The 15,629-nt window shown below is 64.6% G+C and carries 15 protein-coding genes; 8 read left to right on the forward strand and 7 right to left on the reverse strand.

What is annotated here, in order from left to right:
- Positions 1-13 precede the first annotated feature (13 nt).
- From KSS94_RS20135 to KSS94_RS20150, 4 genes are all read right to left on the reverse strand, one after another.
- A complete protein-coding gene (locus KSS94_RS20135; protein WP_217839826.1) occupies positions 14-907 on the reverse strand; it encodes a dihydrodipicolinate synthase family protein in 894 nt (297 codons plus the stop codon).
- Positions 908-978: 71 nt separating this feature from the next.
- Positions 979-2,307 (reverse strand): MFS transporter, encoded by a 1,329-nt coding sequence (locus KSS94_RS20140; RefSeq protein WP_217839827.1) that lies wholly within the window; start codon positions 2,305-2,307, stop codon positions 979-981.
- A gap of 186 nt (positions 2,308-2,493) precedes the next feature.
- The gene (locus KSS94_RS20145) at positions 2,494-3,813 is read right to left on the reverse strand and encodes an NAD(P)/FAD-dependent oxidoreductase (protein ID WP_217839828.1); all 1,320 of its coding nucleotides are present in this window, start codon (positions 3,811-3,813) and stop codon (positions 2,494-2,496) included.
- A 76-nt stretch (positions 3,814-3,889) separates the two neighbouring features.
- Positions 3,890-4,612, reverse strand: coding sequence for a GntR family transcriptional regulator (locus KSS94_RS20150; protein ID WP_217839829.1), 723 nt, complete (start codon positions 4,610-4,612; stop codon positions 3,890-3,892).
- Positions 4,613-5,030: 418 nt separating this feature from the next.
- On the opposite strand from KSS94_RS20150, the gene KSS94_RS20155 reads away from it, so the two are divergent.
- The 6 genes from KSS94_RS20155 to KSS94_RS20180 all read left to right on the forward strand — a co-directional run bounded on the left by KSS94_RS20155 (position 5,031) and on the right by KSS94_RS20180 (position 10,699).
- The gene (locus KSS94_RS20155; RefSeq protein ID WP_217839830.1) at positions 5,031-5,723 is read left to right on the forward strand and encodes a GntR family transcriptional regulator; all 693 of its coding nucleotides are present in this window, start codon (positions 5,031-5,033) and stop codon (positions 5,721-5,723) included.
- 154 nt (positions 5,724-5,877) lie between these two features.
- On the forward strand, positions 5,878-6,735 hold the full coding sequence (locus KSS94_RS20160) for a glycine betaine ABC transporter substrate-binding protein (RefSeq protein ID WP_217839831.1): 858 nt from the start codon (positions 5,878-5,880) through the stop codon (positions 6,733-6,735).
- Positions 6,736-6,812: 77 nt separating this feature from the next.
- Entirely contained in the window at positions 6,813-7,907 is a 1,095-nt protein-coding gene (locus KSS94_RS20165; protein WP_217839832.1) for a quaternary amine ABC transporter ATP-binding protein, read from the forward strand.
- The gene (locus KSS94_RS20170) at positions 7,904-8,755 is read left to right on the forward strand and encodes an ABC transporter permease (protein ID WP_217839833.1); all 852 of its coding nucleotides are present in this window, start codon (positions 7,904-7,906) and stop codon (positions 8,753-8,755) included. Before KSS94_RS20165 ends, KSS94_RS20170 begins: the two co-directional genes overlap by 4 nt.
- Positions 8,742-9,596, forward strand: coding sequence for an ABC transporter permease (locus tag KSS94_RS20175; RefSeq protein ID WP_217839834.1), 855 nt, complete (start codon positions 8,742-8,744; stop codon positions 9,594-9,596). The genes KSS94_RS20170 and KSS94_RS20175 overlap by 14 nt, the downstream gene beginning before the upstream one ends.
- A 62-nt stretch (positions 9,597-9,658) precedes the next feature.
- On the forward strand, positions 9,659-10,699 hold the full coding sequence (locus KSS94_RS20180) for a GlxA family transcriptional regulator (protein ID WP_217839835.1): 1,041 nt from the start codon (positions 9,659-9,661) through the stop codon (positions 10,697-10,699).
- Positions 10,700-10,861: 162 nt separating this feature from the next.
- On the opposite strand, the gene gabP is transcribed toward KSS94_RS20180, so the two are convergent.
- Positions 10,862-12,259: a GABA permease gene (gene gabP / locus KSS94_RS20185; protein WP_217839836.1), complete on the reverse strand. Its 1,398-nt coding sequence runs from the start codon at positions 12,257-12,259 to the stop codon at positions 10,862-10,864.
- A gap of 257 nt (positions 12,260-12,516) precedes the next feature.
- On the opposite strand from gabP, the gene KSS94_RS20190 reads away from it, so the two are divergent.
- The gene (locus KSS94_RS20190; RefSeq protein ID WP_217839837.1) at positions 12,517-12,858 is read left to right on the forward strand and encodes a DUF2892 domain-containing protein; all 342 of its coding nucleotides are present in this window, start codon (positions 12,517-12,519) and stop codon (positions 12,856-12,858) included.
- A gap of 337 nt (positions 12,859-13,195) precedes the next feature.
- Here KSS94_RS20190 and KSS94_RS20195 read toward each other — a convergent pair whose 3' ends face one another.
- Positions 13,196-14,404, reverse strand: coding sequence for a hypothetical protein (locus KSS94_RS20195; protein ID WP_217839838.1), 1,209 nt, complete (start codon positions 14,402-14,404; stop codon positions 13,196-13,198).
- A gap of 34 nt (positions 14,405-14,438) precedes the next feature.
- Positions 14,439-14,888: a YcgN family cysteine cluster protein gene (locus KSS94_RS20200; RefSeq protein WP_217839839.1), complete on the reverse strand. Its 450-nt coding sequence runs from the start codon at positions 14,886-14,888 to the stop codon at positions 14,439-14,441.
- 143 nt (positions 14,889-15,031) lie between these two features.
- Between KSS94_RS20200 and KSS94_RS20205 the strand changes: the two genes are divergently transcribed.
- A complete protein-coding gene (locus KSS94_RS20205) occupies positions 15,032-15,625 on the forward strand; it encodes a nitroreductase family protein (RefSeq protein WP_217839840.1) in 594 nt (197 codons plus the stop codon).
- The last annotated feature ends 4 nt before the right edge of the window (positions 15,626-15,629 follow it).

Raw genomic sequence — 15,629 nt, forward strand, 5'->3', positions numbered from 1 at the left:
GTCTGCAGGCTCCTTATTTGATCTGTGCGATGGTGGCCTTGAGTTCGCTGACCACGCGCTTGAGTTCTTGCTTCTCGGCGTCGTCCAGGTCATACAGCGGCTTGCGCACGCCACCGGTCTTCAGGCCGTTGAGGGCCACGCCGTTCTTGATTGCCTGGACGAACTTGCCACCTTCGAGGAAGTCCATCAGCGGCATCATGGCGGCCATGATCTTGCGGCCCTTGTCGAAGTTCTTCTCCAGCACGCAGGCCTCATACAGGGCTACGTGTTCGCGCGGGATGAAGTTGGAGCCGGCGCACACCCAGCTCTGCGCGCCCCAGGCGAAGAATTCCAGGGCCTGGTCGTCCCAGCCGCAGGACAGCTGGATGTTCGGGCGCTTGATGGCCAGGCGGTGCAGCTGGGCCATGTCACCGGAGCTCTCCTTGATGGCGACGATGTTCTTCACGTCGGCCACGGCGTCGAAGAACTCCTCGCCCATGCTCACGCTCATGCGGCCCGGGTAGTTGTAGAGCATGATCGGCAGGCCTGCGGCAGCGTCCACGGCTTTGACGTGCAGGGCGATTTCCTGCTGGGTCGGCAGCGCGTACGGCGGGGTGCCCACCAGCAGTGCGTCGGCCTTGATTTCCTTGGCGTGGCTGGCGAAGGCCACGGCGTCTTCGGTGCGGATGCCACCGGTGCCGACGATCAACGGCAGGCGGCCGTTAAGCACGTCCTTGGCCTGGGCGGCCAGCTCGATGCGCTCCTGGGTGGTGTGGGCGTAGTACTCGCCGGTAGAGCCACCGATGATCACACCGTGGATCTTCGAATCCACCAGGTACTCGAGCACCTCGGCGAAGGCCGCCTTGTCGATCGAGCCGTCAGCGGCCAGAGGGGTGATTGCCGGGGTGTAGATGCCTTCGAATTTCATGGGGATCTCCGTTGTTTCTTGTGCAGTTGTTCGTTTTCGGAACTTGCCGGGGCCACCCCGGCAAGGGTGGCTCAATTCAGCGAAGCAGCTTGTTGCAGGTTCAGCGAGCGGGTTTCCGGCGCCAGGGCAAGGGAGAACGCCAAACCGACGAACGTCACTACCGCTGCGGCGTACATGGTGGCGCCAATGCCGTAGCTATCCAGCGCCATGGGCACCAGCCAAGTGCCCACCGCCGCGCCGATACGCGACATCGAAGTGCCCACACCCACCGCACAGGCGCGGATTTCGGTGGGGAACAGTTCGTTGGGGTAGACCAGTTGCAGCACCTGGGCGCCGCCGATGAACAGCGCGTAGGCACCGAACAGCACCAGGATGAGCATTTCGGCGCCATTGCTGAACGCGCCCAACCCCAGCAGGGCCAGGCCCGACCAGAAGAAGCTGTGCAGCAGCGTGGTGCGCCGCCCGAGGGTGTTCAAAAGTCGGGTGCCGATGATGCAGCCGACCACGAACAGGAAGGTGATCGCCACCGAGCCGATGGAGGCCCAGTCGCCCTTGAGGTTGAGCGCGCCCAGCACCTTGGGCGCAAAGGCGTAGACGGCGAACACCGGGATCACCGAGCAGGTCCAGAACATGGTGACGAACAGCATGCGCTTGCCGTAGCCGGCGTGCAGCAGGCTCAAGAACGACAGCTTGCGGGTCTTGGGCTCTTCGGGCAGGTTGCGCAGCGAGAAAGCGTTGCCGTACACCGACTTGATCACCTGCTCGGCTTCCTGGCTGCGGCCCTTGCTGAGCAGCCAGCGCGGCGACTCCGGGGTGCCCAGGCGGATGATGAACAAAATCGCACCGATCACCGCAGCACTGGCCAGCACCAGGCGCCAGGCATCGTCACCGCCATGGCGCAGCAGCGCCTCGCCCACCACGTAGGCCGTGGCGGCGCCGGCAAACCACAGCACGGTCAGGGTGGCCAGGCGTGGGCCGCGGTTCTTCTTGGGCAGGAACTCCACCAGCAGCGAGGTGGCCACCGGGTACTCGATGCCCACGGCAATGCCGATGACAAAGCGCAACAGGAACAGCGCCAGTGCCGACTCCACCCACAGCTGGGCCAAGGAGGCGAGGATGAACAGGGTCGGGCCGACGAAGAACACGCGCTTGCGGCCAAAGCGGTCGGTCAGCCAGCCGCCGAAAAAGCCCCCGAAGAAAATCCCGATCAGTGCCGAGGCTGCGATCATGCCCTGCCAGAAGCTGCTCAGGGACAGGCCGGCGGCCATCTGCACCATGGCCACGCCGATGATGCTCAGTACATAACCGTCGACAAACGAGCCACCGCCCGAACGGATAGTCAGAAATTGGTGAAAGCGGTTAAGCGGAACATCTTCGATCGATACAGGGGTGTTTGTCATTGTTTTCTCCAGCCAACCTCAAACGCAGCCTGTTTTCAGGGCGAACGAACCCGCGATGCCGAAATAGACTTTCAGCCCCGTGAAATTCGAAGTTGCCCTTCGAACAGAAACAACACGCAATAGAACGCTTGCGCCGGGCAATCAATACCCAGCCGGTACTTCCTTACTTTTACTGCCTTGCTCTAATTAACTTTCTTTGCCGGCGCGGAACTGGCCCCATTTCAAGTTGAAGTTCAAACCCAGTGAAGTCAGCGCTGCCGGCGGGTTGGCGCACGGCCCTGGCGAATTCAGCACAAAGTCGATCAGCTCGTTCTTTTCACCGGCCAGCCAGTCGGCCAGCAACTTGCCGGTGGCGGTACCGCGGGTCACCCCCAGGCCGTTGCAGCACAACGCGCCATATACGTTCGGCGCCAACTGCCCGAAATACCCCAGGTGGTTGCGCGACATCGCCAGCGCCCCGCCCCAGGTGTATTCGAACGGCATGCCCGAGAGCATCGGGAAGCGCCGCTCGAACGAATCGCGGTGGCGTGGGGCAAAGCGCTCCAGGTATTTGCTCTGGGCGCGCCCGTCGGGGTTGAAGCTGAAACTGTTGCGCACCAGCAGGCGGTTGTCCGGGGTGCGGCGCACCGTGGTGCCGAACGGGTCGGCCGGGATCAGCCCCCAGTAAGGCTTGCCGCCCAGGCGCGCCTGCTCCTCGGCGGTCATCGGCCGGGTGAGGCTGGCGTAGGTGAACACCGGCAGCATGCGGCCCTTGAGGAAGCCAAAGCTCATGCCGAAGGCGTTGGTGGTGAGCAGCAGCTTGTCGGCGGTGATCGAGCCGTTGGCGTGCTTGAGCACGGTCTTGGCGCCGTACTCCACTTCAGTGATCGGGGTGTTCTCGTACAGGGTGACGTTGGCCGGCAGGCTGTCGGCCAGGCCCTTGACCAGCGCCGCGGGCTGGATCAACGAGGTGCCGGGGGTGAACAGGGCCTTGCGGTAGAAGTGCGTGCCGATGTGCTCGGGCAACTCGTTCTGCTCGATCATCTGCCAGGGCTGGCCGAGCTTGTCGAGGCCGCGGCGGTAGGCGTCGAGCACGGCGATGCCGCGCGGCTCCACGGCGGCCTGGTACTTGCCGCAGTGCTTCATCTGGCAGTCGATGGCGTAGCGCTCGACCAGCTCTTTAAGGTAGTTCTGGCCGCTCAGGTTGAGCTTGAGCACGGTCTTGGCGATGCCGATATCGCCGATGTAGTCGTCGGCGCCAATATCGTGGGGCAAGTCGATGGCGAAGCCCGCGTTGCGACCTGACGAGCCGAAGCCCACTTCCTGGGCTTCGAGCAACACGATCTGCTCGTCCGGGAAGTGCTCGGCCAGCTGGCGTGCGGCGGCCAAACCGGTGAAGCCGGCGCCGACCACCACCCAGCGGGCGTGGCTGTGGCCGCTGTGCGCAGGTTGGATGCGCCGGCCTTTGCTCAGGTGGTACCAGCCGCAGGTACTGTCATCGGCAGGCAACGAGGTGATCTTCGTCATTTCAGGAACCAGATATTGTTGTTAGGTCTGTTCCTCACCTGCCCCTTGCAGCAAGGGGCGGTGGAGAGCGTCGGTGCTACAGGTTCAAAGCCACATCCATTCCCTGGGGCGCTGCGTACTCGGCCATGCGCCGGCGCGACAGCTCCATGTGTTCACGCACCAGGCGCCCGGCAGTTTCCGGGTCGCGGCGTTCGATCGCCTCGATCATCTGGTCGTGCTGCAGGCAGGCCAGCTCAAGGTCGGCCTGCATGTCGCTGGTGGTCGGGTGGCGGTAGAAAATGGTGCCCAGGCGGGTGTGGTCGATCAGCACCCGGCGCAGGCTCGGCATCAGGTATTCGTTGTGCGCCATCTTGCCGATTTCCAGGTGGAAGGCGTCGTTGTAGATCACCCGGTTTTCCACGTCGCGGTCGACGATGGCCTGGCGGAACTGCTCCTGGATCGCCTTCAACACCTTGATTTCAGCAGCCGTGGCATAGGTCGCCGCCAGCTGCGTGGTGGCCACATAAAGCAGCGGCGCTGCCAGGAAGAAGCTGTGCAGCGAGTCGTGGTTCATCGCCGCAACCCGGGGCGCGCGGTTGGTTTCCAGCTCGATGTAGCCTTCGGCGGCGATCTGGCGCAGCAGCTCGCGCACCGGTGGCCGCGACAGGCCGAACTCTTCGCAAAGCGCCAGTTCATCAACCACTGCGCCCGGTGCCAGCTCCATGCTCAGGATGCGCCGGCGCAACGCGTCGGCGAGCACGCCCTTGCGGTCGAGCGGTGCATCACCGGTCAGTGGATGGACATCAGCAGTGGCTTTCATGGCGGCCTTTTTAGTTGTCATTGGCTTGTGTCTACTGTTTGTATAATGACTATAGGTGAGCGTTAGACAATGTGTCTACAGCTTTTTCGATGAGCGGTTTCAGCCGGGCAAAAGCCCTTTGTGAGCCTGCGGCTATTTCACCACATACAGCGGCGAGCGTGCCCGCGACCATGGAACGATATCGGTAAAGCGACGCTTATCCGCTGACGACAGGCTCGTGTCCAAATGCGACGGTTTTGAGTACTACAATCAGACAAGTTCAGCGGCGCAAAGCCATGAATCTGTTGGGTCGCTGGGTATTCTGGCTGAATTTTTTAGGTATACACAAAGAATACAACCTGATTGACCACCCTCCGATCCCGTGCCAACCTGCTTCGCAACAGCCATCACTCCGACTGCCAAAGCAACGGGGGTGTTCATGAGAAGCGGCAAGAACGACCTGTACGAAGACTTGAAGCACCAGATCCTGACCATGGAGCTGGACCCCGACCAGTTGCTCGACGAGTTGGGCCTGAGCGAGCGCTATGGCCTGTCGCGTACCCCGGTGCGTGAAGTGTTCCGCCGCCTGGCCGGTGAAGGCTACCTGGACATCCAGGAAAACCGCGGCGCCCGGGTGGCGCCAATGAACCACTCGACGCTGCGCAATTTCTTTTTGGTCGCGCCAATGGTCTACGCCGCCATCGGCCGCCTGGCGGTGCACAACTACAAGCCCGGCCAGCTGCGCGAACTGTGTGCCACGCAAGAGCGCTTTCGCCGCGCCAGCGCCGAGCACGACGCCCGCGCCCTGGTGGTGGAGAACAACCGCTTTCACGAAATCATGGGCCAGATGTCCGGCAACCCCTACCTCGAACCGAGCCTGGGGCGCCTGCTGATCGACCATGCGCGCATCGGCAACACGTTTTTCCGCCCGCGTAACAGCGAGATGGAGCGCGACCTGGCCTTGGCCGTGGCGCACCACGACAGCTTCATCGAAGCCTTCGGCCGCCACGACGAAGGCGCAGTGGTGGACCTGGTGTTCGAACACTGGGAACTGTCGCGCTGCAACATGCAACTGTACATCGCCCCCCAGGGGTTGGTGGACGACCTGGCCGCCAGCATCAAGGGCGGCTGATAGCGCCCGGGCAGTGCCCGGTGCATTACCGATTGAGTAGTACGCAACCCTGACGGGCTGTTTTGCCCGGCTGCGGATTCGCGCAGGTGAAATTCGACAACGACAACAACAAAGGGCCGCTAACGCCCGTTTCCACACCTCGAAGGAGCACTACATGAATCGTATCCGCAAGGCGCTGTGCGCATTGGCAATGGTCGGCCTCGGGCTGTGTCAGGCCCATGCCGACGAGAAAGTCATCAAGATGGGCACCATGGCCTGGGAAGACATCATGCCGATCAGCGGCATCACCAAAAAGGCCCTGGAAAACGCCGGCTACAAGGTCGAGCTGACCACCTTCTCCGAATGGGGCATCGCCTACGCGGCGCTGACCAAGGGCGATGTGCAGATCCTCGCCTCGCAGATCAACTACGTGGCCAAGGACTACTGGGACAAGAACCGAAACCGCCTGGAGAAGATCTCCCCGGTGTCCCACGGCCTGTACCAGGGCATCGCCGTGCCCAAGTACGTGAACATCGATTCGGTCGAGCAGCTCAACGCCAACGCTGACAAGTTCGGCGGCAAGATCATCGGCATCGAGCCCGGTGCGGGCCTGATGGGTGAAGCGGCCAAGGCGGTGAAGGACTACGACCTCAAGCTCAACCTGGTCGAGGGCAGCACTGCGGCCATGACCGCCGCGCTCAAGTCTGCGGTCGACCGCAAGGAATGGGTGGCCGTGACCCTGTGGGAGCCGACCTGGATGGCGATCAAGTACGACACCAAGTTCCTCGCCGACCCCAAAGGCATCTTCGCCCCGCCACAAACCTACTACTGGATCGGCCAGAAAGGCTTCAGCGCAAACCAAGCCAACGCAGAGGCCCGCGAAGTGCTGGCCAGCGTCTACGTGCCGCTCAAGGATATTGGCGACATCAACCAGGCCGTCAACGACGGCAAGAGCATGGACCAGGCGATCAATGACTGGACCGACAGCCACGGCGATCTGCTCAAGCGCTGGGCCAGCATGAAGAAGTACTGATTCAGGCGTAACAGCCTTTGCCACTGCCGAACTTGAACACAAGAACACACCAGAAAACCTCTGGTTCGGGTGCACATATGAATACCGATAATGCTGTTGAAACCCTGGTCGATTGCCGCGGCGTCTGGAAGATTTTCGGCGACCGCGCGCCGGCCGCCCTGCAGGCCTACCGCGAGCGCGGCCTGAGCAAGACCCAGATCCTCCAGGAATATGGCTGCGTGGTGGGCGTCAGTGACGTCAGCCTGCAGGTTCGCCGCGGTGAGATCTTCTGCATCATGGGCCTGTCCGGCAGTGGCAAGTCCACCCTGATCCGCCTGCTCAACCGCCTGATCACGCCCACCAGCGGCGAGGTGCTGGTCAAGGGCCGGGATATTTCCCGGCTCGACGCCGCCGCCCTGCGCGAGGTGCGCGCCAAACACATCGGCATGGTGTTCCAGAGCGTCGCCCTGCTGCCGCACCGCTCGGTGCTGGAAAACGCCGCCTTCGGCCTTGAAGTGCAAGGCGTGGGCAAGGCCGAACGCCATGAAGTGGCCGGCCGCGCCCTGGCCAAGGTGGGCTTGAGCGACTGGGCCAACCGCTACCCCGCAGAGCTGTCCGGCGGCATGCAGCAGCGCGTGGGCCTGGCCCGGGCCATCGCCTCGGACCCCGAAGTGATCCTCATGGACGAACCCTTCAGCGCCCTTGACCCGCTGATCCGCCGCCAGTTGCAGGACGAGTTCCGCCAGTTGACCAAGTCGCTGGGCAAGTCGGCGGTGTTCATCACCCACGACCTCGAAGAAGCCATTCGCATCGGTGATCGCATCGCCATCATGAAAGATGGCGTGATCATCCAGGAAGGCACCGCCGAGGACATCGTGCTCAGCCCGGCCGACGACTACGTGGCCGAATTCGTCGCCGGCATCTCGCGCCTGCACCTGGTCAAGGCCCACTCGATCATGCAGCCGCCGGCCCGTGGCGAAAACCTCGAACACCTGGAGTGCGCCAGCCCCGACAGCGACCTGGACACCCTGATCAACCTGCTGATCCGCTCCGGCCAGGACGCCGTGGGCATTCGCGACAACGGCGCGCTGGTGGGCGTGATCAGCCAGCGCGCGCTGCTGCGCGCGGTGCAGGGCGTGCCGCCGGAAACCCCGCTGCGCGCGGTACCCTCGCCACGGGAGGGCTCGGCATGAACCCCTCCGACTTTGCCGATGCCTTCGACGCCACCGTCGACAACGGCCTGATGTGGCTCTCGGACAACGCCTCGCACATCTTCGATGCGCTGAACGACGTGCTCAAGGCGCTATACCAGGCGGTGCTGTGGGTGCTGAGCCTGCCGCCCTTCTACGTCGCCGCGCTGTTGTTCGCCCTGCTGGCCTGGCGCCTGGCCGGGCGGCGCTTTGCCATCGGCACCCTGGCCGCGCTGCTGCTGTGCGCGGTGATGGGCCTGTGGCCGCAGACCATGAGCACCCTGGCCCTGGTGCTGACCGCCACCAGCCTGGCGCTGCTGGTGGGCATCCCCTGCGGTGTGGCGGCGGGCCTGTCGCCCACCCTGTACCGCATCAGCGAGCCGGTGCTGGACCTGATCCAGACCCTACCGCCGTACATCTACCTGCTGCCGGCCATCGCCCTGCTCGGCTTTGGTGCCGGCACCGCGCTGGTGGCCACCTTCATCGTCGCCGTGCCGCCGGTGCTGCGCCTGACCGCGCTGGGCATCCGCATGACCCCCAAGGTGTTCCTCGAACTGGGCCACGCCAGCGGCACCACCGGCTGGCAGCAGTTCGTCAAGATCCGCCTGCCGTTCGCCCTGCCGAGCATCATGACCGGCATCAACCAGAGCCTGATGATGGCCTTCGGCATGGTGGTGATCGCCGGCATCGTCGGCTCCGGCGGGCTGGGCGAGGTGATCTACAACGCCATCCGCACCCTGGACATCGCCCGCTCGATCAACGCCGCCATCGCCATCGTGGTGCTGACCCTGATCCTCGACCGCCTTGCCCAGAGCGGCAGCGCCCAGGAGGCCCGCCATGAATCTCACTGAGCTTAACGTCTCGCCCGGCGCCTACCTGGCGCCCGTATTCGACTGGCTCAACGCCAACCTGCACGGCCTGTTCGTTGCCATCAGCCACTTCGTCGAAGCGGTGCTGGGTGCCATCGAAGCCGCCCTGCTGCTGCCGCCGGCCTGGGCGCTGATCGCCGTGGTGTGCGGCCTGACTGCGGTGTTCATCAGCCTGCGCAACGCCGTGCTGGCCGGTGTGCTGCTGGGCTTTTGCTGGGTCAGCGGCTTCTGGGCCGCCTCGATGCAGACCATCGCGCTGGTGTCGGTGGCGGTGCTGATCGCCGTGGCCATCGCCTTCCCGCTGGGCATCCTGGCGGCACGGGTCAAGCGTTTCGACAACGCCATAGGCCCGGTGATGAACATCATGCAAACGGTACCGCCATGGGTGTACCTGATCCCGGCGGTGATCATCTTCAGCCTGGGCAAGGTGCCGGCGATCATCGCCACGGTCATTTATGGCATCCCGCCGATGCTGCGCCTGACCAGCCTGGGCTTTCGCCAGGTGCCCAAGGACCTGCTGGAACTGGGCCAGGCCACCGGCGCCAAGCCGGCCACCATCCTGCTCAAGATCGAACTGCCCAGCGCCCTGCCCACCCTGCTGGTGGGCCTGAACCAGTGCATTTTGCTGTCGCTGGCCATGGTGGTGCTGGCCGGGCTGGTCGGCGCCGGCGGCCTGGGCGCCGAAGTGACCCGCGGCCTGACCCGCATGGAGATGGGCCTGGGCCTGCGCGCCGGCCTTGCGATCGTGGCCGTGGCGCTGCTGCTCGACCGCCTGTCCCGTGGCCTGCTGGAACGCCGCCGGGGGGCCCTGCCCGCCCATTGAACCCCTACCCGGCGGGCAGGATCGCCCGCCGTCTTTCAACCTGCATGCAAGAGAAACACCCGTTGCTCCCGACTCGACATTTCAGCAATGCCCTGCAAGGGCACAACTCGCGGTTCACCAGCCAGGCAGCACAGCCCACCGGCCAACAGGCACGCGTGGGCTTTCTGCTGCTGGAGCACTTTTCGCTGCCAGCCTTCACCCAGGCCCTGGACACCCTGGTTACCGCCAACCTGATCCAGCCCCAGGCCTGCAGCAGCACTACATTCACCCTCGACGGCGGCTCGGTGAGCAGCGACCTGGGCATCGTCATCTGCCCGGCCGGAGCCGCAACGCAAAGCCTGGAGCAGCCGCTGGACCTGTTCGTGGTGTGCGGCGGGCTGCGCACCGCGCTGAGCGCCACGCCCGAGCTGACCGCCCTGCTGCAGGCCCTGGCACGCAAGGGCGTGGCCCTGGGCGGGCTGTGGAACGGGGCGTGGTTTCTCGGCCAGGCCGGGCTGCTCGACGGCCACCGCTGCGCGGTACACCCCGAGCACCGCGGCGCCGTGGCCGAGATCGCCCGGCACAGCCAGGTGTCCACCGACAGCTTCGTGGTGGACGGTGACCGGCTCAGCGCCGCCAGCCCCGGCGGGGCCTTCAGCATGGTGCTGGAATGGCTCGGGCGTTTGCGCGGCCAGGGCCTGGCCGAAGGCATCGGAGCGATCCTGGCGTTCGAGGCCTCACGCTACAAGCGCACCACGGCCGCGCCGCAAGCCAATATCAGCGAGCCTTTGCGCGAGGCGATCAACTTGATGAATGCCAACCTCGAGGAGCCGCTGAGCCAGGACCAGCTGGCGGACTACGTGGGGCGCTCCAAGCGCCAGATCGGCCGGCTGTTCCAGCACCAGCTGGGTACCACACCGGTGCGCTATTACCTGGAACTGCGCATTACCGAAAGCCGCCGGCTGCTGCAGTATTCGGACTTGCCGATACTGGATGTGGCGGTGGCCTGCGGGTTCGTCTCGGCCAGCCATTTCAGCAAGTGCTATGCGTCGTTCTTCGGCTACAGCCCGTCGCGGGAAAAGCGCTTTGGCTGCGTGAAGGCACCCAAGCGCGAAGGGGTTTGAGGGCCTCATCGCCGGCAAGCCGGCTCCTACAGGATTGCGCAAAGTCAGAGGCAAGCGTTGCACCTGTGGGAAGCGGCCTTGTGTCGCGATCGGGTGCGAAGCACCCGCAAAGCCAGGTCGCATTTGCGGCCCATCGCGGCACGAGGCCACACGGTCACCGGATCAGGCTTGCGCCAGCGCCGGTACCGGCTTGTGCCGGCGCTGATTCACCACGCCAATCAGCAGAATCACCAGCGCCAGCCCAATGGTCAGCGACACCTCCAACCGGTGCTGCGGCATCACGAACATCACCCCCAGGGCAAAGATGATGAAGCCGATCACCGCCCAGGTCAGGTACGGGTACAACCACATCTTGAAGGCAATTGCCTGGTTCTGTTTTTCCAGCACCGCGCGCATGCGCAGTTGCGAGAAAGCAATGGCCAGGTACACCAGCAAGGCAATGGAGCCGGAGCTGGCCAGCAAGAAGCCGAACACCTCGGCCGGGGCGAAGTAGTTGACGATGGTGGTGAGCATGCCGATCAGCGTGCTGCCGACCACCGCCGCCCGTGGCACGCCCACGTTCGACGTTCGGCCGATGGCTGCTGGTGCGTCACCGCGCTTGGCCAGGGAGAACAGCATGCGCGAGGAAATATAAATGGACGAGTTCAGACAGCTGGCCACCGCCACCAGCACCACCATGTCGACCAGGAACTTGGCATAGGGGATGTGCATGATCTCCAGCGCCCGCTGGTAGGAGCCCTGCACCGGCAGCAACGGGTCGTTCCACGGCACCACCGAGATGATCACGAAGATCGACAGCAGGTAGAACACGCTGATGCGCCAGATCACCGAGCGGGTAGCCTTGGCGATGTTGCGCGCCGGGTCCGAGGACTCGGAGGCGGCGATGGTCACCGCTTCCGTGCCCAGGTAGCTGAACATGGTGGTGAGCAAGGCGCCGATGATCGCCGTCCAGCCATTGGGCATGAAGCCACCGTGGGTGGCCATCAGCTGCGACAGGCCGCTGACCTGGCGATCAGGCAGGGCACCAGCCAGGGCAAAAGCGCCCAAGCCGATGAAGGCGACGATGGCAATCACCTTGAGCATGGCGAACCAGAACTCGAACTCGCCGTACTTGGCCACGCTGAACAGGTTGGTGGCGGTCAGTGCCACGGTCATGGCCAGGGCGAAGAACCAGGGCTCGATGTGCGGGAACCAGTTGTTCAGCACCACCCCCGCGGCGATGGCCTCGATGGGGATCACCAGCACCCAGAACCACCAGTACAGCCAGCCGATGGTAAAGCCGGCCCAGTGGCCGATGGCGCGGTCGGCGTAAGTGGAGAACGAGCCGGTGTCGGGGCTGGCCACGGCCATTTCACCGAGCATGCGCATCACCAGCACCACCAGGGTGCCGGCCAGGGCATAGGCGACGATGGCCGCAGGGCCGGCAGCGGCGATGGCATGGCCGGAGCCGACGAACAGCCCGGCGCCGATCACCCCGGCAATCGACAGCATGGTCACATGCCGCGGCTTGAAACCTTGCGCCAGCTGGTTGCCGGCGCTACCCGCAGTTGGATTAGTCATCCTGATCCCTTCTTGGACTTGTTATGGGAGGGCGCAAAGCCTGGGATGCCACAGCAAAAATACGGCCGAAACCTGGCAAACCAGGGCTTCGCGCCAGCCAAAACTAGTCCAGCCCCATGCAGCCAAGTTGCCCCTGGCAGACCCTCAGTTGGCCAGAAAGGTCATGCTAGAGCGGTTGTGCCGCTCGGCAGCAGGATTGAACAGGCACCGATGTGCCGGGGTCAGCTGCATAACCCATGCACACAGGAGACCGTGCTATGTTCGAAATCCCTACCTCCCAGGCCACGCCCGAACACAACGTCCACGGCCTGGAACGCGTAAGTTCGCTGGCCGGTGGCGCGCTGATGATCAGCAAGGGGCTGCGCCATGGTGGCCTGTTGGGCATGCTGCAGGTGGCCGTCGGCGGCCTGGCCCTGGCCCGCGGCGTGAGCGGGCGCTGCTCGACCAAGGCCTGGTGGCAGCGCCACCGCGCCGAGTATCACCGCCTGCACCGCGACATCGAGCGCGGCGCGCGGGAGCTGAAGGCGCTCAAGGCCAGTGCCGAGGCGGCCACCCGTACTGTGACGGTGACCGGGAAGGATCCGTTGACGGGTGGTTGAACAGGGATCGCGTAACCTTCAGGCTTATGCTGCCCTTGTAGGAGCCGGCTTGCCGGCGATCACCGGCAAGCCGGTTCTCATAGAGCAAACTACAACTCATTGATTTAACACCGTCCCCGTGGGAAGCGGCCTTGTGTCGCGATGGGCTGCATAGCAGCCCCGGCAATTTTGCATGAGGCCGAGGCCTTGGGGCCGCTTCGCGCCCCATCTCGACCGGACGGCGCCCCGGCAAGGCCGCTTCCCACAGGAGCGCGGTGCCTCCGCGAAACTCTCTGCACGACAGCGCAGCCCGAAGGGCTGGATGATTCCTACGGGGATCACACCGCAGACGCGCGGCTCAACGCAACACCTTGCTCTGCAAAACCTCGGACTGGCGCCCGAGCACGTTCTCGCTGATCTGCACGAACTCATCGGTGCTTGCGCTGGACAGGCGCATCAGCGCCCGGGCCACGTCGTCCAGCGAACGCTTGTCGTGGGTGTGCAGGCGGATCTCGCGGTCCAGCGCCTGCAGCAGCAGCACGCCACGGGCCACCTGGGCAGCATCGGCCTTGGCGCCCTTGAGCTGGGTGACCTTGGCGCCGAGCTTGTTCAGCCGCGCCTGCAAGGTGGCGTAGCGGTCGTCGCTGATACCGCCGGCACGGCGCAGCAGCTCGGTGGCGTAGTACTCGGTGAAGCTTTCGCCCAGCCAGTCGCTGCGCTCGCGGTCGTTGATGCGGGCGAACTGCTGCACCACTTCGCGCAGCAGCGGGCTGTTGCCGCTTTCGCCGATCAGCGGCCCTGCGCTGTACAGGTACAGCGAGTTGTTACCGGCCAGCGCCCCGCGCCACATGCCGTCACGGGCACCGACAATCAGCAGCTTGGGCGGGTTGCGCGGGAACACCGCCTGCAGTTGCGGCCAGACGAAGGTCAGCAGCGTCAGGGTATCCATGCGCCGCATGCCCTGGCCTTGCGGTGCGGCCACGGTGACTTCGGTTTCACCCAGGCGCGCGCGGCGGCTGCCAAGGTTGCCGGCGAGCATCCAGCCGGTGGGGCGGTCGAACAGGCGTGATACGTCGTCGATGCGAAACTTCTGCCGGCCAATGCGCGGCCAGGCGGTTTCCACGCTTTTCCAGCCGGCAGGCAAATCAAAGGCCAGGCGCGACACCAGCTCGGTGCCGTCCTGCTGGTCGAGGCGCGCCGGCGGCACCAGCTGGTCGCCACGGAACAACGCCCAGTGGGCGGTGATGCGGGTTTCATGGGCAGCCCCGCCGGGTTGCTGGTCTAGGCGTACGCGGTAGCTCAGGCTGGTCTTGCCCGGCGCCGGGTGCCACAGGCCGCGGCCGTTCTGCACCTGCCATTGGCCGTCGGCCAAGAAGTCGCTGTAGCTATTGCCGTTGCCCAGGTCAAAGTCCAGGCTGCGCACCGCGCTGCCGTCGGCCAGGGTCAGGCGTACCTCGGCCTGGCCGCTTTGCGGCAGCAAACGTACCTGATAATCGAGGTCGACCTTCTTTGCCAATACCTGGGTACTGGCCAGCAGGCCGACAAGCAACAACAGCGGGCGACGCATACAGAAACTCCTTGTTCCCCAGAGGCGATGATTTTCAGCCGGCGCGGAAAATCAGGTGGTCTTCCCAGTCGTCTTCGTCCACATCGTTTTCGCTGAGCATGCGCCCCGACCGGGAAATGCGCTGCTCGTGCACCTGCTTGCGGTCGCCGCTGACCAGGTGGTGCCAGGCCGGCAGGTCCTTGCCCTCGCTGACCAGGCGGTAGCCGCAGGTGGGCGGCAGCCACTTGAACTGGTCGGCCTTGCCGGGCGTTAGCTGGATGCAGTCCGGCACATGCTCGAAGCGGTTGGGGTAGTCACTGCACTGGCAGGTCTGCAGATCCAGCAGCTTGCAGGCGATGCTGGTGTAGTAGACGGCGTTGTCCTCTTCGTCCTCGAGCTTTTGCAGGCAGCACAGGCCACAGCCGTCGCACAGCGACTCCCACTCTTTGTTGTCGAGTTGTTCGAGGCTCTTGCGCCGCCAGAAGGGCGCGGTATCGGCGATCATCACACGGTTTCCTGCATTCAACGTGAATCCGCGGCGCGCGGCGGCGCCAGTCTAGAGGCAGTGCGGCGGCAAAGCCAGACCGCTTGTCAGTGCCAGCCGGACGCAGTAGCGTGCGGTCTTTGCCCACCTTTGCAGGAGCACCCATGAGCGCCAACCCACGCATCGCCGACTACGCCATCAACGAGCAGTTCATCAACCGCTGGTCGCCACGGGCCTTTACCGCCGAGCCGATCAGCCAGGAAACCCTGTTGAGCTTCCTCGAAGCCGCGCGCTGGGCGCCATCGGCCTACAACTCGCAGCCCTGGCGCTTTTTGTACGCCCGCCGCGACACGTCAAGCTGGGAGCGCTACCTGGCGATTCTCAACGAGTTCAACCGCAGCTGGGCGCAGCAGGCCTCGGCGCTGGTGCTGGTGATCTCCAAGACCACTTTCGCAGCGCCTGGCTCGGATGAAGAAAAGCCGGCCCTGTGGCACACCTTCGACACCGGCTCCGCCTGGGGCCACCTGGCGCTGCAGGCCAGCATCAGCGGCTGGCACACCCATGGCATGGCCGGTTTCGACCAGGCGCTGGCCCGTAGCGAGCTGAAGATTCCCGAGGGCTATGAACTGCATGCCATGGTGGCGATCGGCAAGCTGGGTGACAAGGCAACCCTGGCCGAAGGCCTGCAAAGCCGCGAAGTGCCGAGCCCGCGCCGGCCGTTGAGCGAGCTGGCGGCTGAGGGTGAGTTCAGCCTGTAAGGGT

The sequence above is a fragment of the Pseudomonas fakonensis genome, from assembly GCF_019139895.1.
Classification (GTDB): Bacteria; Pseudomonadota; Gammaproteobacteria; order Pseudomonadales; family Pseudomonadaceae; genus Aquipseudomonas; species Aquipseudomonas fakonensis.